Annotated in this window: 25 protein-coding genes; 21 read left to right on the top strand and 4 right to left on the bottom strand. The window is 33.7% G+C overall.

Features of this window, described 5'->3' with window-relative positions; translation table 11 throughout:
- The first annotated feature begins 264 nt into the window (after positions 1 to 264).
- From ABD859_RS17120 to ABD859_RS17030, 19 genes are all read left to right on the top strand, one after another.
- Positions 265 to 726: a MarR family winged helix-turn-helix transcriptional regulator gene (locus tag ABD859_RS17120; RefSeq protein ID WP_345145806.1), complete on the top strand. Its 462-nt coding sequence runs from the start codon at positions 265 to 267 to the stop codon at positions 724 to 726.
- 4 nt (positions 727 to 730) lie between these two features.
- Positions 731 to 1,363, top strand: a complete 633-nt coding sequence (locus tag ABD859_RS17115; RefSeq protein ID WP_345145805.1) for an NAD(P)H-dependent oxidoreductase — start codon at positions 731 to 733, stop codon at positions 1,361 to 1,363.
- Positions 1,364 to 1,396: 33 nt separating this feature from the next.
- Positions 1,397 to 1,963, top strand: coding sequence for a YceI family protein (locus ABD859_RS17110; protein WP_345145804.1), 567 nt, complete (start codon positions 1,397 to 1,399; stop codon positions 1,961 to 1,963).
- A gap of 203 nt (positions 1,964 to 2,166) precedes the next feature.
- A complete protein-coding gene (locus tag ABD859_RS17105) occupies positions 2,167 to 3,444 on the top strand; it encodes a hypothetical protein (protein WP_345145803.1) in 1,278 nt (425 codons plus the stop codon).
- Positions 3,445 to 3,740: 296 nt separating this feature from the next.
- The gene (locus ABD859_RS17100; RefSeq protein WP_345145802.1) at positions 3,741 to 5,141 is read left to right on the top strand and encodes an anthranilate synthase component I family protein; all 1,401 of its coding nucleotides are present in this window, start codon (positions 3,741 to 3,743) and stop codon (positions 5,139 to 5,141) included.
- Positions 5,142 to 5,243: 102 nt separating this feature from the next.
- Positions 5,244 to 5,687, top strand: coding sequence for a hypothetical protein (locus ABD859_RS17095; protein WP_345145801.1), 444 nt, complete (start codon positions 5,244 to 5,246; stop codon positions 5,685 to 5,687).
- Between the two features lie 120 nt (positions 5,688 to 5,807).
- Positions 5,808 to 6,374: an anthranilate synthase component II gene (locus ABD859_RS17090; protein ID WP_345145800.1), complete on the top strand. Its 567-nt coding sequence runs from the start codon at positions 5,808 to 5,810 to the stop codon at positions 6,372 to 6,374.
- A 97-nt stretch (positions 6,375 to 6,471) separates the two neighbouring features.
- Entirely contained in the window at positions 6,472 to 7,467 is a 996-nt protein-coding gene (gene trpD / locus ABD859_RS17085) for an anthranilate phosphoribosyltransferase (protein ID WP_345145799.1), read from the top strand.
- A 78-nt stretch (positions 7,468 to 7,545) separates the two neighbouring features.
- Complete coding sequence (trpC, locus tag ABD859_RS17080) at positions 7,546 to 8,325, top strand: indole-3-glycerol phosphate synthase TrpC (protein WP_345145798.1); 780 nt, start codon at positions 7,546 to 7,548, stop codon at positions 8,323 to 8,325.
- A 163-nt stretch (positions 8,326 to 8,488) separates the two neighbouring features.
- Positions 8,489 to 9,121 carry a phosphoribosylanthranilate isomerase gene (locus tag ABD859_RS17075; RefSeq protein WP_345145797.1) on the top strand — a complete coding sequence of 211 codons (633 nt, stop codon included), beginning with the start codon at positions 8,489 to 8,491 and terminating at the stop codon, positions 9,119 to 9,121.
- Between the two features lie 12 nt (positions 9,122 to 9,133).
- Complete coding sequence (gene trpB / locus ABD859_RS17070; RefSeq protein ID WP_345145796.1) at positions 9,134 to 10,315, top strand: tryptophan synthase subunit beta; 1,182 nt, start codon at positions 9,134 to 9,136, stop codon at positions 10,313 to 10,315.
- 147 nt (positions 10,316 to 10,462) lie between these two features.
- A complete protein-coding gene (locus tag ABD859_RS17065; protein WP_345145795.1) occupies positions 10,463 to 10,780 on the top strand; it encodes a gamma-glutamylcyclotransferase family protein in 318 nt (105 codons plus the stop codon).
- Positions 10,781 to 10,790: 10 nt separating this feature from the next.
- Positions 10,791 to 11,528: a carbon-nitrogen hydrolase family protein gene (locus ABD859_RS17060; RefSeq protein WP_345145794.1), complete on the top strand. Its 738-nt coding sequence runs from the start codon at positions 10,791 to 10,793 to the stop codon at positions 11,526 to 11,528.
- A 55-nt stretch (positions 11,529 to 11,583) separates the two neighbouring features.
- On the top strand, positions 11,584 to 12,345 hold the full coding sequence (gene trpA / locus ABD859_RS17055; protein WP_345145793.1) for a tryptophan synthase subunit alpha: 762 nt from the start codon (positions 11,584 to 11,586) through the stop codon (positions 12,343 to 12,345).
- Between the two features lie 44 nt (positions 12,346 to 12,389).
- Complete coding sequence (locus tag ABD859_RS17050) at positions 12,390 to 14,066, top strand: M1 family metallopeptidase (protein WP_345145792.1); 1,677 nt, start codon at positions 12,390 to 12,392, stop codon at positions 14,064 to 14,066.
- Between the two features lie 131 nt (positions 14,067 to 14,197).
- The gene (locus ABD859_RS17045) at positions 14,198 to 14,827 is read left to right on the top strand and encodes a TetR family transcriptional regulator (RefSeq protein ID WP_345145791.1); all 630 of its coding nucleotides are present in this window, start codon (positions 14,198 to 14,200) and stop codon (positions 14,825 to 14,827) included.
- A complete protein-coding gene (locus ABD859_RS17040) occupies positions 14,817 to 16,139 on the top strand; it encodes a TolC family protein (RefSeq protein WP_345145790.1) in 1,323 nt (440 codons plus the stop codon). Before ABD859_RS17045 ends, ABD859_RS17040 begins: the two co-directional genes overlap by 11 nt.
- A 12-nt stretch (positions 16,140 to 16,151) precedes the next feature.
- Positions 16,152 to 17,231, top strand: a complete 1,080-nt coding sequence (locus ABD859_RS17035) for an HlyD family secretion protein (RefSeq protein ID WP_345145789.1) — start codon at positions 16,152 to 16,154, stop codon at positions 17,229 to 17,231.
- Positions 17,232 to 17,234: 3 nt separating this feature from the next.
- Positions 17,235 to 18,824 (top strand): MDR family MFS transporter, encoded by a 1,590-nt coding sequence (locus tag ABD859_RS17030; protein ID WP_345145788.1) that lies wholly within the window; start codon positions 17,235 to 17,237, stop codon positions 18,822 to 18,824.
- A gap of 221 nt (positions 18,825 to 19,045) precedes the next feature.
- Here the strand turns inward: ABD859_RS17030 and yaaA are convergent, their stop codons facing one another.
- Complete coding sequence (gene yaaA, locus ABD859_RS17025) at positions 19,046 to 19,804, bottom strand: peroxide stress protein YaaA (RefSeq protein ID WP_345145787.1); 759 nt, start codon at positions 19,802 to 19,804, stop codon at positions 19,046 to 19,048.
- Positions 19,805 to 20,314: 510 nt separating this feature from the next.
- Between yaaA and ABD859_RS17020 the strand changes: the two genes are divergently transcribed.
- Together ABD859_RS17020 and ABD859_RS17015 are read left to right on the top strand one after the other, a co-directional pair.
- Complete coding sequence (locus ABD859_RS17020; RefSeq protein ID WP_345145786.1) at positions 20,315 to 21,748, top strand: CCA tRNA nucleotidyltransferase; 1,434 nt, start codon at positions 20,315 to 20,317, stop codon at positions 21,746 to 21,748.
- Positions 21,749 to 21,760: 12 nt separating this feature from the next.
- Positions 21,761 to 22,786 (top strand): COX15/CtaA family protein, encoded by a 1,026-nt coding sequence (locus ABD859_RS17015; protein WP_345145785.1) that lies wholly within the window; start codon positions 21,761 to 21,763, stop codon positions 22,784 to 22,786.
- A 392-nt stretch (positions 22,787 to 23,178) separates the two neighbouring features.
- Here the strand turns inward: ABD859_RS17015 and ABD859_RS17010 are convergent, their stop codons facing one another.
- From ABD859_RS17010 to ABD859_RS17000, 3 genes are read right to left on the bottom strand one after another with little or no spacing between them, the layout of a single operon-like run.
- A complete protein-coding gene (locus ABD859_RS17010) occupies positions 23,179 to 23,946 on the bottom strand; it encodes a LytR/AlgR family response regulator transcription factor (RefSeq protein WP_345145784.1) in 768 nt (255 codons plus the stop codon).
- A gap of 40 nt (positions 23,947 to 23,986) precedes the next feature.
- Positions 23,987 to 24,355: a 2TM domain-containing protein gene (locus ABD859_RS17005; RefSeq protein WP_345145783.1), complete on the bottom strand. Its 369-nt coding sequence runs from the start codon at positions 24,353 to 24,355 to the stop codon at positions 23,987 to 23,989.
- Between the two features lie 19 nt (positions 24,356 to 24,374).
- A complete protein-coding gene (locus ABD859_RS17000) occupies positions 24,375 to 24,680 on the bottom strand; it encodes a 2TM domain-containing protein (protein ID WP_345145782.1) in 306 nt (101 codons plus the stop codon).

The raw sequence follows: 24,680 nt of genomic DNA, 5'->3' as shown, positions 1-24,680 counted from the left end.
GAAGAATTGCCTTAAATTCATCTTACAAAAACTGTTTCGCATTATTTTTAAAGCAAATTCAAAATTTCAACTTTAAAAAATAGTTAAACCGTATAATTTCAATACTTTATATAAAATATTTATTATAAATTTAGCTTCAAATTGATCTGAATTTTGTTCTTATAAATTCAGATTTATTCGTATTAACAAAAAATTAACACAACACTTGTATATACAACTATTAAAAGTTCTACATTTGTATATACAAATTATACACTTACGACTATGACAATTGAAGAGGTTATTAAGAGTACGGTTAAGATGGATAATGCGAAAAAGGTTATTCTGAATATCATGTACACACAAAATGTGATTCAGGATCATTTCAACGAGTTGATCAAACCGTATGATTTGTCTGGAGAGCAATATAATGTGTTACGTATATTAAGAGGGCAAAAAGGGAAACCTGCCAATATGTGCGTAATACAAGAACGAATGCTTGCTAAAACGAGCAATACAACACGATTGGTGGACAAATTATTATTAAAAGAGTTTGTTACCAGAAATGTTTGCCCAGATAATCGAAGAAAAATAGAAGTCTTAATCACACAAAAGGGATTGGACGTTTTAAAAGAATTAGATCCGAAAGTAGATGCGCATGAACAGGCATTTGCAGAGAATCTAAGTCCCGAAGAATTAGAGTTATTAAATAAATTATTAGAAAAATACCGAACCCAACAAAATTAATATTATGAGCACATTAGTAAATAATCTAAACTGGAGATACGCAACAAAAAAATTCGATGCGTCAAAAAAAATATCTTCAGAAGATTTAAATACATTAAAAGAAGCAGTACGATTAGCAGCTTCTTCATACGGATTACAACCATATAAAGTAATTGTAGTAGAAAATCCGGAAATTAGAGAAAAATTAAAAGCAGCGGCTTACGGACAAACTCAAATTACTGACGCTTCGCAATTATTTATTTTTGCAAATGATTTAAATGCAGGAGCAGAATCTGTAGCGGCTTACATTAAAAACATCAGCGAAACAAGAGGTGTTCCTACTGAAGCATTAGGTGGTTTTGCAGACATGATGAACGGTGTAATTTCAAACTTAACTCAGGAAGCAAAAAATATCTGGACAGCAAAACAAACTTACATTGCATTAGGAACTTTACTTACTGCCGCTGCTGAATTAAAAATCGACGCTACTCCAATGGAAGGTTTTAATCCTGCTGCATTCAATGAAATCTTAGGTTTCGACAAATTAGGTTTAAACGCTTCTGTTATTGCAACTGTAGGTTACAGACATGATGAGGACGACACTCAGCATTACAAAAAAGTTAGAAAATCTCACGAGGAATTATTTATCACTATATAATTATTTATTAATCTAAATTCAATTTTAAACAACATGAAAAATTTAAAAACAATCGCAATTGCATTATTCGTAGCTGCTGCTGGTATTTCAGTAAACGCTCAAACTAAAAAAATCGACGTAAAAGCTTCTACTATTAAATGGGTAGGTAAAAAAGTAACTGGAGAGCACTCTGGAACTGTAAACTTCAAAGACGGAGCTGTAGTTTTCAAAGGAAAAAAATTAACTGGAGGAAGCTTTACAGTTGATATGACTTCATTAACTGCTACAGATTTAACTGGAGAATACCAAGGAAAATTAAACGGTCACTTAAAAGCTGATGATTTCTTTGGAACTGATAAATTCCCAACTGCAAAATTAGTTTTCAAAAAAATTGGTGCTAAATCTGCTGACGTTTATACTGTAACTGCTGATTTAACTATTAAAGGAATCACTAAACCAGTAACTTTTGATATTACTGTAGCTGGAAACACTGCAACAACTGCTTTCAAAGTTGACAGAACTAAATACGATATCAAATACAACTCTGGTAACTTCTTCGAAAACTTAGGAGACAAAACTATCAATGATGATTTCGAATTAACTGTAGCTTTAAAATTCTAATTCAGGCTTACTAATTCACATTATAAGAAAAACCCCGGCAGTTTAATTCTGCCGGGGTTTTCTTTTTTATTTCTTTTCAAAAACATAACGTTCTTAATATTGTAATAACACTTTCATAACAGCTATCCCCGTATTGATTAACATACGGCCTATAATTTTGAGGAAAATAAAAACTCAAAAACTAGAAACTCAAAATTATAGTTATGAAAACAAAATTACGAATTGTATTTATCGCCCTGATTAGCAGCTTTTTTATACACGCCCAACAACAACCAAAAGGAATTATTGGAACTACAAACTGGATGAACAACTGGACAAATTTTAAACCAGCCATAAATGAATATAACGAAGCAACCAACATAATTGCCGGAACAATTGATAAAGATACCCGATTAGTAAAACGCAATACGTATCATTTAGTTGGTGTTGTGTACGTTACCAATAATGCAACTTTAACCATAGAACCGGGAACAGTAATTCGAGGCGACGATAAAACATGCGGAACTCTTGTAATTACAAACGGAGCAAAAATTATGGCTGAGGGCCTTGAAACCGATCCAATTGTTTTTACATCAGAAAATGAAAAAAATAATAGAAAACCAGGCGACTGGGGCGGCATTATTATTTTAGGAAAAGCACCTATCAATACTTTGGGAGGCATTCACACTCTGCCTTTTGATTTAGATCCAAATTTAAATCATTACGGAGGTCAGGATGCTGAAGATAATTCTGGAGTTATGAAGTATGTCAGAATTGAATATGCAGGACGAAAATTAAGTGCTTCTAAAGAGTTAAATGGGCTATCTTTAGCCGGAGTAGGAAGAAAAACAGTATTAAGCAACATTCAAATCAGTTTTTCAAATGATGATTCTTTTGAATGTTATGGAGGCGACTTAAATATGAGTAACTTAATCTCATACAGAACAACTGACGATGATTTTGATTTTACACAAGGCGCACAAATCAACATAACTAACAGCATTGCTGTTCGTCATCCATTCTCGTCAGATGTTTCAGGATCAAGATGCTTTGAAGTAGACTCCTATGATAAAATTCAAAATACGGATATGAGCAAAAAAATGACAAAAATTAATGCTTCAAATATCACTTTAATAAATCTGGAAGAAAACAATCAGGGTTTGGTTAGAGAATCTATTTATGTAAGAGAGAATACATTTTTTAACTTAAGCAACAGTATAGTTTCTGGATTTTCACCTTTTGTTTTATTAGAAGGAAATATAGGAAACGGAAATCAAAACTTATCAAAAATGAGTTTTAAAAATACCATAGTTAACAATTGTAACGGAGGAATTACAAGCGAATCATCAAGTGCAGATGCCGCAATTCAAAACTTTTACAATCCAAATTCTGGCCTTGAATACACAAAAATGAAAAATATAGAGTTGTTTATAACACCAAACATCAAAGGAAATCCAGATTTTAGAACAAATGTAAACAATACGCTGGCAATTGGGAACTAAACCTTTACCTGAATATTAGAATTGAAAATTTAACAAATTTCAAAGATTCGAGAATTTTTTTTTGAAATTTTATATATTCTAATTCAAATTACATTTATATCTTTGTCGCAAGAAAATAAGAAATGAAAACATTAATGAACAATACTTGGTGGTGGAACAATTTACGTCAAACGTCGTGAACGAAGCTTCCTATGGTATTTTCAAAACTATAAATTTAAAGGGCTTGTCATCACGACAAGCCCTTTTTTTTGATCAAAACTTTAGCATAAAAATTAAAAACTAAAAAACAACATACTTTGAAACCGTTTATACTCAACACACATTACAAACAAATTCTGGCAGACACAATTACGCCGGTAAGTATTTATTTCAAGATTAGAGATAAATTTCCAAATAGTTTATTGCTGGAAAGTAGTGATTACCACGGAAATGACAACAGTTTCTCTTACATCTGTTGCAATCCGATTGCTACAATAAAAATTGAAAACGAAGTAATCTCAAAAACGTTTCCTGACGGAACTTCGGAACAAAATAAAATCGATGCTTCAACTAATATCCCGGAAGTAATTCAGGAATTCTCTAACAGATTTCAATCAGAAAAAAACGATTTTAAATTCATTAACAATGGATTATTCGGATACATTTCTTATGATGCAGTTCGTTATTTTGAAAAGGTTTCAATTGCAAAAAAAGACAACGCAACTTCAATTCCGGATGTTTTTTATGCGGTTTACCAAAACATTATCGCGATTAACCACTTTAAAAACGAAGCGTATATTTTCTGCCATAGCGTAGATGGAAGAAACAATATTTCTGAAATTGAACAATTGTTACAATCCAGAAATATAGCTTTATATAAATTTACCAAAGAAGGCGAAGGTTTCTCAAATCTGACAGATGAGGAATTTAAACACAATGTAGCTTTGGCTAAAAAACATTGTTTCCGCGGAGACGTTTTTCAATTAGTTTTATCTCGTCGTTTTACACAAGGTTTCAAAGGTGATGAATTCAACGTTTACAGAGCTTTAAGAAGCATTAATCCATCTCCGTATTTATTCTTTTTTGATTATGGCGATTTTAAAATATTTGGGTCTTCGCCCGAAGCACAAATTATCGTAAAAAACAGAAAAGCCGAAATTCATCCCATTGCAGGAACTTTTAAAAGAACCGGAAACGACGAACGCGATGCACTTTTAGCCAAAGAACTTTCTGAAGATAAAAAAGAAAACAGCGAACACGTAATGTTAGTTGATTTAGCCAGAAATGATTTAAGCCGTAACGGACATGATGTAAATGTTGAGAAATACAGAGAAGTTCAGTTTTTCTCTCACGTAATTCACTTAGTTTCAAAAGTTACTGGACATTTGCATGACAAAGCTACTACTATGCAGGTTGTGGCCGATACTTTCCCTGCCGGAACTTTAAGCGGTGCACCAAAACACAGAGCCATGCAATTGATTGAAGATTACGAAAAAACCAATCGTAATTTCTACGGAGGCGCCATAGGAGTTATGGATTTCGACGGAAACTTTAACCACGCGATTATGATTCGAACTTTCCTTTCAAAAAATCATCAATTACATTGTCAGGCCGGCGCCGGTATCGTTGCCAGTTCAGATGAAGAAAGCGAAATGCAGGAAGTTTATAATAAATTAAGAGCGTTGAATACAGCGCTGGAAATGGCCGAACAAATTTAGTTTCAAGTTTATTTTGTTTCAAGTTTCAAGTTGTTGGAACGCGAAGCAACTTGAACTTGAAACGTGAAACTTGAAACAATTAACCACAAACTATAAAAAACCATGAAAAAAGCAGTATCAATTTTAGTTTTAATCATTAGCATGACATCTTGTAATACAGAGAAAAAGCACAATCCGATTGAAGGAACCTGGCGTCTTATATCTGCTGAAACAACCGAGAAAGATTCTACATTTTCGACTTTCAATTCAAAATTAAAAATGATTAAGATTATAAACGAAACGCATTTTGCTTTTTTTAATCATGATTTGCATAACGGAAAGGATTCTACAAATGCCGTATTTTTTGGCGGAGGCGGAAAATACACTTTAAAAGACAGTATATATACTGAAAACTTGGAGTTTTTTAATAACAGACAATGGGAAAACAACAAGTTTGAGTTTATTGTAAAAGTTCAAAACGATACGCTGACTCAAAAAGGAGTAGAAAAAATAGAAAAATTAGGAATTAACCGAATCATTACTGAAAAGTACGTTCGAGAAAAATAAAAACTTGGTTTCAAGTTTAAAGTTTCAGGTTTCAAGTTGTTGAAACCTGAAACAAAGAAAACCTGAAACCTGACACGAGGCTTTAGCCGAATTGGCGAAGCAAACAAAAAACACAACACAATGAAAAAGATTTTAGTTATAGACAATTACGATAGTTTCACTTATAATTTAGTACACTATCTGGAAGATTTAAACTGCGAAGTAACGGTTTACAGAAACGATGAATTCGAAATCGATGAAATCGCTTCTTTTGAAAAAATATTACTTTCTCCGGGACCCGGAATTCCAGATGAAGCAGGTTTATTAAAAGCCGTAATCGAAAAATACAGCCCAACAAAAAGCATTTTGGGTGTTTGTTTAGGACAGCAGGCAATTGGAGAAGTTTTTGGCGGAACACTTTCAAACCTTGATAAAGTATATCACGGTGTTGCTACAAATGTAAAAACAGTAGTTTCAGATGAAATTTTATTCGAAGGTTTAGGAAACGAATTCGAAGTAGGAAGATACCATTCGTGGGTTGTCGATGCCAATTTACCGGAAGATTTAGAAGCAACTTCGGTAGATGAAAACGGGCAGATTATGTCTCTTCGTCACAAAAATTACGATGTAAGAGGCGTGCAGTTTCACCCGGAAAGCGTTTTAACGCCAAAAGGAAAAAGGATTTTAGAGAATTGGATTAAGAGTTAGTATTCAGTGTTCAGAATATTAGTGTTCAGTCACAGTTTACAGTAACAGTAAAAAACTTAAAATCTTAGTATCTCAGCACCTTAGAATCTTAAAAAAAATGAAAACTATATTAAATAAATTAATCAACCACGAAGTGCTTTCTAAAGAAGAAGCAAAAGATGTATTGATTAATATTTCAAGCGGTCAGTACAATCCGAGTCAGATTTCGGCATTTTTGACTGTATTTATGATGCGAAGCATTACAATTGATGAACTTTCCGGATTTCGCGAAGCTTTATTAGAATTATGTATTCGCGTAGATTTATCAGCTTACAACACAATCGATTTATGCGGAACGGGCGGTGACGGAAAAGACACTTTCAACATTTCGACTTTAGCATCGTTTGTATCGGCCGGAGCCGGAATAAAAGTTGCAAAACACGGAAATTATGGCGTTTCTTCTATTTCAGGATCAAGCAACGTAATGGAAAAAATGGGAATTAAATTCAGCAACGATTCTGATTTCTTAGAAAAATGTATCGATCAGGCTGGAATCTGCGTTTTGCATGCTCCCTTATTTCACCCTGCAATGAAAAATGTTGGACCAATTAGAAAAGAACTGGCAGTAAAAACTTTCTTTAATATGTTGGGACCAATGGTAAATCCGGCATTTCCTAACAATCAATTAGTAGGTGTTTTCAATTTAGAGCTGGCAAGAATGTATGCTTATTTATATCAAAACACCAATGTAAATTTCACAATCCTGCATTCGCTTGACGGATATGATGAAATTTCGCTGACAGGACCAACAAAAATCATTACAAGCCACATGGAAGGAATGATAAAACCGCAAGATTTTGGTGTTCGTTTATTATCTCAAACTGAAATTGAAGGTGGCAAAACCATCGAAGAATCGGCAGAAATTTTTACGAATATTATTTCTGGAAAAGGAAACGAAGCGCAGAATAATGTAGTTTGTGCCAATGCCGCAATGGCAATTGCAACAGTAAACAAATGTTCTCCGCAGGAAGGATTTGAACTGGCAAAAGAAAGTTTATTCTCTGGAAAAGGGTTAAAAGCTTTACAAAAATTACAAGAGTTAAGTAAAAATTAGTTTCAGGTTTAAGGTTTCAGGTTATTTTGAACGTTCTACAACTTGAAACATGCAACATGAAACGTGAAACAACACAAAATGAATATCCTAGATAAAATAATAATAGACAAAAAACGAGAAGTAGTTCTTAAGAAATCGATTATTCCGGTTTCTCAATTGGAAGCTTCTGTATTTTTTGGAAAACAAACGATTTCATTAAGTCAGACCTTAAGAAACAGTAATTCTGGAATTATTGCAGAACACAAACGCCGTTCTCCCTCAAAATCAATCATCAACAATAATTTTACGGTTGAAGAAGTAGTAAAAGGTTACGAAAATGCAGGCGCTTGTGGAATCTCTGTTTTAACAGACGGAAAATATTTTGGCGGTTCGCTTGACGATTTACTTTTAGCGAGAGCTTCTGTAAATATTCCGCTTTTGCGAAAAGAATTTATTGTAGACGAATATCAAATTTTGGAAGCAAAAGCTCATGGAGCCGATTTGATTTTGTTAATCGCTGCGGTTTTAACGAGAGAAGAGATTAAATCTTTATCTGAATTTGCAAAAAAATTAGATTTGGAAGTTCTTTTGGAAGTTCATAATCTGGAAGAACTGGAAAAATCAATTATGCCAACTTTGGATATGATTGGAGTAAACAACAGAAATTTAAAAACCTTCGAAGTAAGTTTAGATTTCAGTAAAGAACTGGCATCAAAAATTCCAGATGAATTCGTAAAGGTTTCAGAAAGCGGTATTTCATCAGTAGAAGCTATTCAGGAATTAAAACCTTATGGTTACAAAGGTTTCTTAATAGGCGAAAATTTCATGAAAACCGATAACGCCGGCGAAGCTGCAACCGAATTTATTAATCAGATTTAAAATTAGTTTGACACAGATTAAAAGAATTTAAATGATTTAATCTGTGAAAATCTTTTTAATCTCTGGCAGATAAAAAAGAAATTAGAGTAATTCGTGCAATTCGTGGCAGAAAAACAAAAAAACTGAATGTCTTAGCGCCTTCGCGGCAAAACAACAATAAAAAATGAAACTTAAAATATGCGGCATGAAATATCCAGAAAACATCCTCGAAGTAGGCGCGCTCCTACCCGATTATATGGGATTTATTTTCTGGGAAAAATCCGCTAGATATTGCAACGGGAATGTTCCCGAATTGATAAAAACAATCAAAAAAGTGGGCGTTTTTGTCGATCAGAGTCAGGAAGAAATTCTTGAAAAAGTCGAAAAATACAATTTACAGGCCGTTCAGTTACACGGAAATGAATCAGTAGAATTTTGTTCAGAATTAAAAGAAAAACTTCCAAAGAAAATCGAAATTATCAAAGTATTTTCAGCCGATGAAAATTTTGATTTTGAAGTCATAAAACCTTTTGAAGATGTGGCAGATTATTTTCTGTTTGACACAAAAGGAAAACTGCCGGGTGGAAACGGAACAACTTTCGACTGGACCATATTAAAAAAATACAATTCGAAAAAACCTTTCTTTTTGAGCGGCGGCATCGGAATGAATGAATTAAAAGCTATTGAAGAAATTTCAAAAACAAAACTTCCTATTTATGCTGTCGATGTAAATAGTAAATTTGAAATCGAACCAGGGCTGAAAAATAAAAATCTATTTAGCAATTTTAAACGAAAGTTTGATGTTGCCAACTTTTAAAATTTAAATAAAATGAGTTTTAACGTCAACGAAAAAGGATATTACGGACAATTTGGAGGAGCTTACATTCCTGAAATGCTGTATCCAAATGTAGAAGAATTACGCCAGAAATATCTAAGTATAATGGATGAACCTGATTTTAAAGCAGAGTTCAATCAATTATTAAAAGATTACGTAGGGCGCCCGAGTCCGTTGTATTTTGCAAAACGCTTATCTGAAAAATACAATACAAAAGTGTATTTAAAAAGAGAAGACTTAAATCATACCGGAGCGCACAAAGTAAACAATACAATTGGACAAATCCTGCTGGCAAAACGTTTGGGCAAAAAAAGAATTATTGCCGAAACAGGAGCCGGACAGCACGGAGTTGCAACCGCAACAGTCTGCGCTTTAATGGGAATTGAGTGTATTGTATACATGGGTGAAATCGACATTGCACGTCAGGCGCCAAATGTAGCTCGTATGAAAATGCTGGGTGCAGAAGTTCGTCCGGCACTTTCGGGTTCAAGAACTTTAAAAGATGCTACAAACGAGGCAATTCGTGACTGGATTAATAATCCGGTCGACACGCATTATATCATCGGATCGGCAATAGGACCTCATCCTTATCCGGATATGGTTACGCGTTTCCAGAGTATTATTTCAGAAGAAATCAAATGGCAGTTAAAAGAAAAAGAAGGCCGTGAAAATCCTGATTATGTAGTTGCCTGTATTGGCGGCGGAAGTAACGCAGCGGGAACTTATTATCACTTTCTACACGAACCTGAAGTAGGAATCATTGCAGTCGAAGCAGCCGGAAAAGGTGTTGACAGTGGACACAGCGCTGCGACAAGTAAATTAGGAAAAGTTGGCGTTATTCACGGTTGTAAAACGCTTTTAATGCAAACCCAAGACGGACAAATTACAGAGCCTTATTCTATTTCTGCCGGATTAGATTATCCGGGAGTTGGTCCTTTACATGCACATTTGGCACAAACCGGACGAGGTGAATTTTTCTCTGTTACGGATGACGATGCCATGAACGCCGGTTTACAGCTTACAAAATTAGAAGGAATTATTCCGGCTATCGAAAGCGCACATGCATTTGCCGTTTTAGATCAAAAGAAATTTAAACCGACGGATGTTGTAGTAATCAGTCTTTCAGGACGCGGCGATAAAGATTTAGACAATTATATTGATTATTTTAAATTGTAATAAAAGTTGTAATTTGGACGTTTCCTTTGGGCGGGCTGTCCGCTGTATTCCTGATTAATAAAAACTACGGTTAAAAAGCCTTGTTTTTCTAAATTGGGAGATGCCGCTTCCATCCCTAACGCACAAACAACCAGAAAAATAATAATTATGGAACAGTTATTCTCATACGGAACATTACGATCAAAAGAAATTCAAATGCGTCTTTTTAACAAGATATTAAATGGTACTGCAGACCAGTTATTGGGCTATAAACTGAAAAGCTTAAAAATTGAAGAAGAATTTGGAATGGCAGATTATGTTGTCGTAGTAGCAAGCGAAAACCCGTCAGACATTATACATGGTGTGGTTTTTAATGTTACAAACGCAGATTTAGCCAAAGTAGATTTATTTGAATCTAATGCGTATAGAAGGGTTCAGGTAACATTACAGTCAGGAATAACAGCCTGGGTGTATATCGAAAATTAATATTGGGAAAATGATTTTAGCGGCAGCACAAACAAAACCAAAACGCGGAGATATATCTTCAAATTTATTAAATCATTATCATCTTATTGAGCTGGCTGCGCAAAACGGCGCCAATTTAATTGCATTTCCGGAATTGTCTATTACTGGTTATGAAAGAGAAAATGCAAAGGAGTTAATTTTTACAAAAGAAGATTACAGAATCGATCATTTAAAAGAATTAGCTGTTAGGAATAATATTGTCATTATTGCCGGAGCTCCCATACAAATTGATTCTCAATTGTATATTGGTGAGTTTATTATCGCACCAGATAATTCAGTTTCTATATATACGAAACAGTTTTTACATACGGGTGAAGATGAATTTTTCGATTCGACATTTGATTACAATCCAATGATTTCAATTGAAGATCAAAACATTTCGTTTGCCATTTGTGCCGATATTGATAATCCGCTGCATCCGGAAAATGCACGAAAAAAAGAAACCGATATTTATATCGCCAGTATTTTCTTTTCACCAAACGGAATTCCAAATGCATACCGAGATTTACAAAACTACGCTCAAAAACATAAAATGAATGTGCTGATGTCTAATTTCAGCGGAGAATCATGGGGATCGCCTTCTGCAGGACAAAGCGCATTTTGGAATAATAAAGGAGAATTAATTGCCCAGATGAATGATTCTGACTCTGGATTACTGCTTGTTGAAAAACAAGATGATAACTGGACAAGTAAAATTATCATTAATTAAAGTTAAAAAATAACTAACAGTTTTTAAAAACCTGTTAGGATAAAAAATATATAAAATGAACAGAATAACTCAGAAATTACAAGAAGATAAAAAGATACTTTCTATTTATTTTTCTGCCGGATATCCAAATTTAAACGATACGGTACAGATTATTCAGGATTTAGAAAAAAACGGAGTTGATTTAATTGAAATTGGTCTTCCTTTCAGCGATCCTTTAGCAGACGGACCAACGATTCAGGCGAGTTCGACTCAGGCTCTTCATAACGGAATGACAACGCAAATTTTATTCGATCAGCTGAAAGACATCCGCGAAAGCGTAAAAATTCCGTTGATTATTATGGGGTATTTCAATCCGATGTTGCAATATGGCGTTGAAGCTTTCTGCCAGAAATGTGCAGAAATTGGAATCGATGGTTTAATTATTCCAGATCTTCCGGTTGATGTTTATGCAGACGAATACAAAGCTATTTTCGAAAAATACGGTTTAATTAATGTGTTTTTAATTACGCCGCAAACTTCAGAAGAACGTATTCGCTTTATCGACAGCGTTTCGAACGGGTTTATTTATATGGTAAGTTCGGCAAGCGTTACAGGTTCTCAATCTGGTTTTGGCGATACGCAGGAAACTTATTTTGAGAGAATTGGACAAATGAATTTGAAGAATCCACAAATCGTAGGTTTCGGAATTTCAAATAAAGAAACTTTCAATCAAGCAACTAAATATGCAAAAGGTGCTATTATTGGAAGTGCTTTTATTAAACATTTATCTGAAAACGGAAGCGGTAAAATTGCTGAGTTTGTAGGAGAGATTCGATAATTAAATGTAAATTACACGGTATTTTAATATTAAGAAACCGTGTTATGCAGCAATATTCTACTAGAAAAGTATTCTACATACTTATCTTAAACTTAATGTTTTGTATGGTATATGCACAGGAAAATTCCACATTGCATATACCAACAAAACAAGATTCTTTAAACGGTTCTGTTACTCCCGAAAGAATATGGTGGGACATTCTGCATTATGATCTTACCATTAAACCTGATTATGACTCCAAAACAATATCAGGAAAAAATACAATTGAATATAAGGTTGTTACTAAAAAGCATTCTGATTTAATGCAGATTGACCTTGTGGTTCCTCTTAAAATTGACAGTATTTTTCAGAAAGGAAAAAAGATAGATTATACGCAAGATGAAAATATCTGGTATGTAAAACTGCCCAAAAATCTTCTTTCGAAAAAAAATAAAATAACTATTTACTATTCCGGAAAACCAACAGAATCTATTAAACCGCCTTGGGATGGAGGTTTGGTCTGGGCAAAAGATTCTTTAAATCGTCCGTGGATTTCTGTTGCCTGTCAGTACAAAGGTGCAAGTTTGTGGTATCCTTGTAAAAATGCTCTTTATGATGAACCTGATAAAGGAGGAAGAATAAATATTATTGCTCCAGAAAATTTAATTGCTGTTTCAAATGGACGTTTGTTGTCAACAATTAAAAATGCTGATAATACCTCAACCTATTCCTGGGAAGTCAAAAATCCAATTAATCATTACGGGATTACTTTTTATATTGGAAATTACATAAATCTAAACGGTAGTTTTAATGGTGAAAAAGGAAAACTAACCATGAATTACTGGGTGCTTGATTACAATAAAGAAAAAGCAGAAAAACATATGATTCCGGAAGTTAATACAACTTTGAAATCTCTTGAAAACTGGTATGGTCCTTTTCCGTTTTATGAAGACGGATTTAAAATGGTTGATGCGCCGTACATTGGCATGGAACATCAAAGCGCGATTGCTTATGGAAGTTCATATAAAAAAGGAACGAATAAAAAAGGAGGCGATATTTCTAATACCGGCTGGGGTAAAAAAACAGATAAAATTATTGTTCACGAAATGGCTCACGAATGGTTTGGCAACAATATTACAGCCAGTGATATTGCTGATCGATGGATTCAGGAAGGATTTGCCGGCTTAGCCGAAGAGCTTGTAATTGCCGATTTGTGTGGCAAACAGGCCGGAAACGAATTTATGAACGGCCGATTTAGAACGATAGAAAATGACAAACCTGTTATAGGCAGATATGGCATAAACGAAGACGGAAGCAGTGATAATTATATAAAAGGCTGGGCAGTGATGCACATGATTAGAACGATAATAAATGATGATGCAAAATTTCGAGCTATACTGCGCGGACTTAATCATGATTTTCATAACAAAGTTGTTACTACGAATGAAATTGAAACTTATATAAATGAAAAATCAGGAATTAACTTTAAGTACTTATTTGACCAATACTTAAGAACAAACAAAGTCCCTATTTTAGAATATAAATATGAAAATGATGAATTTAGCTATCGTTATTCTAACTGTAATCAAGATTTCTCAATGCCAATTAAAACAAATTGGACAAAAGGAAATTTAATATATCCAACAGCTTCGTGGAAGTCTCTAAAATTAGAAAACAGAGATATTCCTGACGATCTAAAAATAGACTTGAATTTTTACGTAAAGCTTCAAAAAGCTCCATAACACTAGTAATCCTCTACTTTACTCCATAAAATCAACTACACCGTTTTATGTTAATATTATGTTAAAATAAAATTAAACAAGTGTTTAAATTAAACAAGTGTTTAATTTTGCATCGGATTAGAAACACTATCATGTCAGACATCGAATTAAACGATAAAAAAATTCAAATTCTTGAAGTTGCTGAAAAGCTTTTTTCTGAGAAAGGATTTGAGGGCACATCGATACGGGATATCTCCAAAGAGGCAAAAATTAACATTGCTATGGTCTCGTATTATTTTGGCTCTAAAGAAAGGCTGCTAGAAGCTTTAATTTTCTACAAAACTGTTGATTTAAAACTACAGCTTGAGAATTTATTGAACGAAAATCTTGAACCTCTTGAAAAAGTCAATAAATTAATCGAAATTTACGTTAACAGAATCTGCCTTAACAAAGGCATTTACAGGGTTTTACATTTTGAACTCTATAACAAAAAAAGAGAAAAAAGCCTTAAAGCATTTACCGAATTAAAAAAAGGGAATTTAAAATCTGTTGAAAGCATTATTAAGCAGGGACAGGATCAGGGTGTTTTTAGAAAAGACATTACTATTCCGCTTATTACGCCAACCATCATTGGAACTTTTTTTCACTTCCACATGAATCGCTCTTTCTTCGAAGAATTACTCGATTTAAAAACAGAAGAAATGTTTAACAATTACATTAAAAACGATCTTACAAAGCACATTCAACAAACTATAAAAGCGCTACTTGTTTATGAAAATTAGTCAATTAATGCTCTTTGGAGTTTTCTTTATAGGAATATCTTCAATAGAAGCACAAGAAAAAACAAGTTTAACTTTAGATGAGGCCGTAAAAATGGCCTGGGAAAAGAGTAACGAAGTTACGCTTGCCAACACTAAGGTAAACTCGAAAAAATATGAACTGCAAACGGTTAAGAATAACCAATATCCAGATTTAAAAATTTCTGGTCAATATCAGCGTCTTACAAAAGCTTCTATTGATATGCATAACGAAGGTGAAAATGCAGCTACTCTTGCTTCACCAGATCGCGCTATGTTAGGTATGGCAAATTTAAGCTTACCTCTTTTTGCCGGATTTAAAATTCAAAACAGCATTAATGCATACGAAAGTATGTATGAAGCTGAAAGTGTTAACGCCGCTAAAACAAAAGAAGATGTAGCTCTAAGAGTAATTACGTATTACACAGCTTTATACAAAGCACAAAAAACTTTAGATGTTTTAAACGAAAATCAAAAAAGTGCTAAACAGCGTGTTACAGATTTTATTGAATTAGAGAAAAACGGAATTATTCCGAGAAATGATTTATTGAAAGCTCAATTATTAGTTTCAAAAACACAATTATCTATTGATGAAGCTAACAATAATATCAATAACATCAACTTTTATCTAACGACATTGCTTAAATTAGAGCCATCTGTAAAAATTCAGGTTAATGAGGATGATTTCTTTAATTTAAAAACAACAAATGCACCAACATCTGATGCAATGGCTCTGGAAAACAGAAAAGATTTAGAGGTAATTCGTTTACAGCAAAAAGCTTCAGAAGCAAATGTTAAGATTGCAAAAGCAGGATATTACCCTACTCTTTCATTACTTGGAGGTTACACAGCGTTAGATCTTAAAGATATTATTACAGTAAAATATGCTATGAATTTTGGTTTAGGTTTATCGTATGATTTATCTGGAATTCTAAAAAACAGCGCACATGTAAAAGAAGCAGAAAGCAAAGCTTTAGAAGTTAAAAATACTGAAGCTATAATGACTGACCGCATTAAGGTTGAAGTTCAAAAATCTATTGAAGATTATGACTTAGCAATCAACCAAAGTGTAGTTTATGAAGAAGCATTACAACAGGCTGCAGAAAATTACAGACTTGTAAAAGATAAATTTGACAACGGTCTTGCAGACACCAATGATTTGGTTGAAGCAGATGTTGAACAATTAAGTGCAAAAATTAACACTGCGGTGGCAAAAGCAACCATTATTCAAAAATATTACGAATTACTTTCAGTATCAGGACAATTATCACAATCATTCAATCTTTCTAAAATATAATCGATAGCTCTCATGGAAAAGAAAAAGACAAATAAAAAATTCATCATCATACTTGCAGTTCTGATTTTAGGAGGCGGAACTTACGGAATATCTAAATACCTACACGCTCAGGCTCACGAAGAAACTGATGATGCTCAAATCGAGAAAAAAATGAATCCTATTATTCCTAGAGTATCGGGATATATCAGCAAAGTTTATGTGAAAGATAATGACTATGTAAAAAAAGGAGATACTTTATTTACTATCGACAAGAGAGATTATCAATTAAAGATTGATGAAGCAAATGCTGCTTTACTAGGAGCTGAAGGTCAGTTTGAAGCTGCAAAAGCTGATATTGGATCTGCTAACGCAAGTATTTCAGTTTCTGATGCTCAAATGAGATCTGCTACAGGTTCTATCGAAAGTGCAAAAATTAGATTGAGACAGCTTACAAACGATTTTAACCGTTACAACAATTTGTACAAAACTCATACAATTACAAAACAGCAATTTGAGCAGGCTCAGGCAGCAAAAGATGAAGCTGAAAATCAAGTACGAGTTTTAGAGCAGCAACAAAGAGCAAGTTCTTACCAAAAATCAGTTATTCAGTCAAAATCTAAAGTTTCTGACAAACAAACAGAAGTTGCAGCCGCAAACATTAAAAAAGCAAAAACAATGCTAGATGTGGCTCACTTAAACCTTTCTTATACTGTAGTTACTGCAGCTATTGACGGACAGGTTTCTAAAGTTGATATTCAGCCAGGACAGTTAGTACAACCTGGACAATCTTTATTTTACATCATTAACAACACAGAAGCTTGGGTTGTAGCAAACTTTAAAGAAACACAATTAAACAAAATGGTTGTGGGACAAAAAGTAAGTTTAAAAGTTGATGCTTATCCAAACTACGAATTTAAAGGTACTGTAACATCATTTTCACCAGCTACAGGTTCTCGTTTTTCATTGTTACCTCCTGATAATGCAACAGGAAACTTCGTAAAAACAATTCAGAGATTACCAGTAAAAATCAGTATAGACGAATCAAACGATCCTGAAAAAGTAAAACTTTTAAGACCAGGAATGAATGTTGACGTAGATGTACATTTAAAATAAAACATGGCAGGAGCAGTACAAGCAGACGACGATTTAGTAGAATACGGTTTCAGACGTGTTATCATTACGATTACCGCGGTACTTTGTGCACTGCTGGAAATTGTTGATACTACGATTGTAAACGTAGCGCTGACAGACATGCGCGGAAGTCTTGGTGCTACCTTGACCGATGTGGCATGGGTAATTACTGCATACGCAATTGCGAATGTTATTGTAATTCCGATGACGAGCTGGCTATCACAGCAATTTGGACGACGTAATTATTTCGTGGCTTCCATAATAATATTTACAGTTTGTTCTTTCTTGTGTGGTAATGCCAGTAATATTTGGGAACTAGTAGCTTTTAGGTTCGTACAAGGTATGGGCGGCGGAGCATTATTAGTAACAGCCCAAACGATTATTACAGAAAGTTACCCTATAGCAAAACGTGGAATGGCACAGGCTATTTACGGAATGGGTGTAATTGTAGGTCCAACTTTGGGTCCGCCTTTGGGAGGATATTTAGTAGATAATTATTCATGGCCGTATATTTTCTATATCAATATTCCATTAGGAATTATTGCAACTGTTTTGGCGCTGACTTTTGTTAGAAGTCCAAAATACGGTGAGAAATTAAAAGCCAATCAGGTTGACTGGTGGGGAATTGTTCTGTTAAGCACCTTTATTGGTTCTTTACAATTCGTTCTTGAGCACGGACAGCAAGATGACTGGTTTAATGATTCTTTAATTGTAACCTTAAGTGTGGTTACCGTTCTTGGATTGGTTTTATTTATTTGGAGAGAACTTACATATAAACACCCAATTGTAAACTTAAGTGTTCTAAAAGATGGAAATTTAAGAATAGGAACCATTATGTGTTTTATTCTTGGTTTTGGTCTTTACGGATCAACATTGATTATCCCAATTTATACGCAGTCAATTTTAGGATGGACTGCAACAGATGCAGGATTATTATTGATTCCGGGATCTATTACAACAGCAATCATGATGCCTTTTGTGGGTAACATGATTCAAAAAGGTGTTCCGCAAGGATACATGGTAGGAGTAGGATTTTTGGTTTTCTTCTTTTTTACCTTTATGATGTACAGCCGTATGACACCTGACACTGGTGTTGAGCACATGTACTGGCCTTTAATTTTAAGAGGAATTGGATTAGGATTACTTTTTGTACCTATTACCACTCTTTCTCTTTCAACTTTAAAAGGAAAACAAATTGGTGAAGGAGCAGCATTTACCGGAATGATGCGTCAGTTAGGCGGATCTTTTGGTATTGCGATTATTACCACTTTTATTACACGTTTCAGCCAGTCACACCGAGTAGATTTAATTAATAATTTAGATCCTGCAAAATTTGAGGTACAGCAGCGAATTCAAGGCATGCAGCATGCCTTTATGTCAAAAGGATACAGTGCCGATGTGGCTTTGAAAAAAGCATATCAGGCCATAGATCTTTCTGTAATGAAACAAAGTACTGTAATGGCTTACATGGATATTTTCATGTATCTGGGAATTATGTTTTTATGTTGTATACCAATTATCCTTTTCATTAAAAAAGGTAAGAATAAAGTTAATCCCGCAGATGCGATGCATTAATATTTAATAATTATTTATAATACGAAAAAGCCGAGTTAACTTTCCTGTAACTCGGCTTTTTTATGTTTTGCTTTTGTGAATTTAACCGTAAAGTGCGCAAATTTTTTTTATATTCTAAACTTTTATAAAACGCAAAGTTCGCAAAGCTTTATAAAAAAACCTCGCGAACTTTGGGTATAATATCTTTGCGTCCTTTTCGGTTAAAAAATTTTTACTAAATCCTAACGTGTAAAAACCAAATGATTCCCTTTAGAAAGATTCGCATCAAACTGATATCCGTCATAATTGAAACCTTTTAAATCATCAATAGTTTCCGCATTCGTATCGATAATGTAACGCACCATCATACCTCTTGCTTTTTTAGCAAAGAAACTTATCATTTTTAGTTTTCCATCTTTGTAATCTTTAAAATCCGGAGTTATAACGGGTACTTTTAAAGCTTTTACATCAACAGCAGAGAAATATTCGTTACTGGCTAAATTCACAAATAATTCATCTTTTTTTAATTCTTTATTCAAAGCTTTAGTAACTGTTGGTTTCCAGAAATCATGCAGATTTTTAGATTCTCCAACCGGCATTTTTGTTCCCATTTCTAAACGGTATGCCTGCATTAAATCAAGCGGTTTTAAAAGACCGTAAAGACCAGACAATATTCTTAATTTATCCTGTAAAACATCTAATTTTTCTACCGGAATTGTATAAGCATCCAATCCTGTGTAAACATCACCGTCGAAAGTATAAACTGCCGGTCGCGCATTTTCTGAAGTAAAAGGCGTTTTCCATTCCTGATTACGTTTCCAGTTTAAATCGGCTAGTTTGTCTGAGATCGACATTAACTCTGATAATTCAGATGGTTTTTTCGTTTTTACTACTTTATGAACCACTCTCGCTTCTTTTAAAAAAGACGGTTCGGTATATTGAGATGTAGGTAATTCTTTTTCGAAATTTAATGACTTCGCAGGCGATATAACAATTTTCATTTGTGCATTTTTAAGTGTTTCAAAAATACAAATTGCATTTCTAAAAATTATCGTTTGCAATTGATTTGTTTTATTGTGGTATATTTTTTTTTCGCCACGAATTACACAAATTCCTCGAATTTTTCCTGCCACAGATTAAATGGATTAAAAAGATTTTTTTTAAATCACTCTATTTACAAAAGTCCCAGCGGGACGAAATATCTATAGAATCAATATTTTATAAATTATAGAAAAGAGCCCCAGCGGGGTGAAACATTTTTAACCGAAATATGTCGCTCCGCTGGAGCTTAAATAAAAAACAGCTATAAATATTTTGCTTCTCCGAAGCATTTTATTCGTGTAATTCGTGGCAAACTTTTTTCAACATTCATATTTCAATAAAAATTGATAGCTAAAACTAAGAATTTCTTCAAAAAAGTCATCAATAGATTATATTAAGGATTTTCTATGTTGTAAATTTGCAGTCGTTCATTCTCTTCAAGAATAAACATATTTAAAATCCGTGAATTCGTGGCTGTACAAACAAACTATAAAACTGCATTACAAAATAAAATCTTCGACATCATTTCGAAAGCTTCTCAGGAATTAAACGTAGACTCTTATGTAATAGGAGGATTTGTTCGTGACCTGCTTTTAAACCGAGGTTCTAAAAAAGACATAGACGTTGTAGCAGTTGGAAGCGGTATTGAATTAGCTCTTAAAGTTTCTGATTTACTTCCGAATAAACCAAAAGTTCAGGTTTTTAAAACTTATGGAACAGCTATGCTTCGTTTTGAAGATACGGATATTGAATTTGTAGGCGCGCGCAAAGAATCTTATAACCGTGACAGCCGAAACCCGATTGTAGAAAACGGAACTTTACAAGACGATCAAAACCGTCGTGATTTTACAATCAACGCTTTGGCTTTATCTTTAAATGAAAATAATTTTGGAGATCTTTTAGATCCGTTTAATGGTTTGGCAGATTTAGAAAGTAAAACTATAAAAACACCTTTGGATCCGGATATTACCTATTCTGATGATCCTTTGCGTATGTTGCGTGCGATTCGTTTTGCAACTCAATTAAATTTCGAAATCGAAGAAAATTCGTTAAATGCCATCACAAAAAATGCAGAACGCATTAAAATTATTTCTGGTGAAAGAATCGTAGATGAACTAAATAAGATTCTTTCGACAGATAAACCTTCAACAGGATTTTTACTTTTATACAAAACCGGACTTCTGGATATTATTTTACCTGAATTAACAGCATTAAATCAGGTGGAAGAAATCGAAGGCCACACACATAAAAACAATTTTTATCACACTCTTGAAGTTGTCGATAATATCTGTCCGAATACTGACGATGTCTGGCTTCGCTGGTCGGCATTGCTGCATGATATTGGAAAAGCCCCAACAAAACGTTTCAATAAAAAACAAGGCTGGACTTTTCACGGTCATGAATTTTTAGGCGGAAAAATGACGAAAAAAATATTCGAACGTTTACACATGCCATTGAACCACAAAATGAAATTTGTGCAAAAAATGGTTATTATGAGTTCACGTCCGATTGTTTTAGCACAGGATATTGTAACCGACAGTGCGGTTCGTCGTTTGGTTTTTGATGCCGGTGAGGACGTAGAAAATCTAATGACTTTATGTGAAGCCGATATTACAACCAAAAATCCGTCAAAATTTAAAAAGTATCATAAAAACTTTGAAATTGTACGTAAAAAAATCGTTGAAGTAGAAGAACGTGACCATGTTCGTAATTTCCAGCCGCCAATTACAGGAGAAGAAATTATGGAAATCTTTGATTTAAAACCTTCACGTGAAATTGGAATTTTAAAAGAAGCCGTAAAAGAAGCTATTTTAGAAGGTGATATTCCAAACGAATATCAGGCTGCTTATGATTTTGTGATTAAAAGAGCTGAAAAATTAGGCTTAAAAAAAGTAGAGAAATAAGTATTTAATAAAATGAAAAAAGAGAATAAATCAGTAATCATTTGGTTACTATCGGGTTGTGTTTTATTATTTTTAATGGTTGTTGTGGGCGGTATTACACGTTTAACCAATTCAGGCTTATCTATGACGGACTGGCATTTGGTAACAGACACCTTTCCGCCTTTAACAGATGCCAAATGGCAGGCTGCTTTTGACGAATACAAAAAGTTCCCTGAATATCAGAAAATCAATATTCATAACGATTTTCAATTATCTGACTATAAATTTATTTATTTCTGGGAATGGTTTCACCGTTTTATCGGTCGTATAATTGGTTTGGTTTTCTTTGTTCCGTTTGTTTACTTTTTAGCTAAAAAGAGATTAGACACAGATACAATCAAAAAATGTATCGTTCTTTTAGCAATGGGAGCTTTCCAGGGATTTTTAGGATGGTTTATGGTAAGAAGCGGATTAATTGATAATCCGGATGTGAGCCACTTTAGACTTTCATTACACTTAACTTTTGCGTTTATTACTTTTGCTTACACACTTTGGGTTGCATTAGATTTAATTTATCCTGAAAGAAATATCAATAAAATTTTACCGCTTCGCACAATTGCGCGTTATGCATTAGCGGCTTTATTAATCCAGATTATTTACGGCGGATTTGTTGCAGGTTTAAACGCAGGATTAATTCACAATCACTGGCCTTTAATGAGCGACGGAGAATTTATTCACGAATCGGTTTTTATTGAGCAGTCAACTTTAGTAAAAAATTTAATTGAAGGTAAAAGCGGTGTTCAGTTTGTACACAGAACTTTTGCTTATGTAGTTGTAGCTGTTATTCTTTTTCTTTTCTTCAAAAGCAAAAAATATACGCTTACTAATACTCAGGCAAACGGAATCAAAACTTTAGTTGTTTTTGTTTTCATTCAGTTTTTACTAGGAGTTTTTACTTTGTTATACAGCGTGCCATTGGCTTTAGGATTAATTCACCAGATTATGGCATTTTTCCTTCTAAGTGCTATGACGTATACCTTGCATAGATTGAGCAAATAATCAAGAAATATTAGATATAAAAAAAAGAGCCTAATGATGAGGCTCTTTTTTTTATGCTTTTATATGAACCGAGCCTATGGCTCTTGATATTGGTGACGTTATTTTTTCAACCGGATTAAAATCCGGCCCTAAAATATTTATCGAGCCAATGGCTCTTTAAGGTTTAAGTTTAATTTGTCCCGAATAAAATCCAGAGCTATAAAATTGGTCGAAGCTATGATTCTCTTAAATTATTCTAATTTGAAAAATTCCGTAGGAATGAAAATATTGTAACAACGGATTTTAATCCGTTGAATGACAATTGCGTACAAAATAAAGTTCCATAGAAACGAAACATTTCACATTTCACATTTCACATTTTACATTTTACATTTCACATTTCATAAAAAAACCTATCCCAGCCAGCTTTTAAAATCCTGCACTTTTTCGCGGCTTACAATTACCTCATCGTCTTTATAACTTGGCAAAATTACTTTTAAACGTGAATTGGTATAAACCTGAATTTCTTTAATAGCTTTTAGCGGAACAATAAATTTTCTGCTTACGCGAAAGAAATCCTTTTTGTCTAATTCTTGTTCCAGAATTTCCAGCGTCGAATCGATTAAATAATCACGATTTTCAAAAGTGTGAATATATGTCCCTTTATTTTCGCTGAAAAAACATTCGATTTCTTCTGTGTTTATGACTTTTAAATGCTGCCCAATTTTGACTGTAAAACGTTTTTTATACGTTTTCTCAAACGGGTTTGATAACATTTGCCTGATCTGCTCAAAATCCAATTGCATATTTGAAGTTTCTGCAGAAGCTTTAGGAAGTCTTAATTTGAATTTTGAAACCGCTGTTTCAAGATCATCTTCATCAATGGGCTTTAAAAGATAATCAATACTGTTTAGCTTAAAAGCTTTTAAGGCATACTCATCGTATGCCGTTGTAAATATAATTGCGCTTTTGATATCTATTTTTTCAAAAATTTCAAACGATAAACCATCAGAGAGCTGAATGTCCAGAAAAATCAAATCAGGATGCTGGTTATTAGAGAACCATTCTACCGATTCTTCAACTGAATGGAGCATCGTTTCTACAGTAACATTTAACTTTTCAAGCTTTCTTTGAAGCAGTCTTGCTGCCGGTTTTTCGTCTTCAATAATTAATGTGATCATTTACTATAATGTGATATTTAGAAAAAATAGTATTTCAAAGTTACTCCCATTTATTTGTATTCGCCGCTTCTTTTTTCATATATTTTTGAATTTTCTTCTGTTCCCAGTCAGAGCTGAAAAACATATCACGTCCAAAAACAGATAAGGCGTGCGCAGCTAAACCAATTCCCCAGAAAAATGCAGTCGAATACGTTCTCCAGTCTGTTAATCCTTCTGCATGAATTCCTTCTGTAAAAATATCTTTATTTAGGTTCGCTACAATAATAATCAGGTTAACAATGATATAAACTCTTAAATGCGAATAGAATCCTTTTAATCTTTTAACTTTTTTGTAAGCATTGTTATAACTTTCATCTGTACTAAATTCGTGTGCATATTCGTCGTACATGCGTCTTCTAAAACGTCCCATATTTTTATCTTTTATTGTATTATTTCCACTTATTTTTATTCTCTTTTTCTTTTTCCATGAATTCTTTGATTTTTCTTTCCTCCCATTCTTTTCCAAGTCCGGGAAAAACTTCAAAAACTTTTAATCCGTGAAAAACAACTCCTACTCCCCACCACATTAACGGCCAGAAAAACCATAAATATTTAGGTGATGTGTAAAGATTAATGAATATCAAAATTGCATTTACCAAAATATAAGAAACCAGATTTACGTAAAATCCTTTTATACTTTCGACTTTTTTGCGAGCCTGAATGTATCTGTCTTCTTCATTAAAATTCATTTCCAT

The organism is Flavobacterium ginsengiterrae (assembly GCF_039539785.1).
Lineage (GTDB): Bacteria > Bacteroidota > Bacteroidia > Flavobacteriales > Flavobacteriaceae > Flavobacterium > Flavobacterium ginsengiterrae.
Note: the sequence above shows the minus strand (reverse complement) of the source record. Positions and strands in the feature narration are given on the sequence as shown.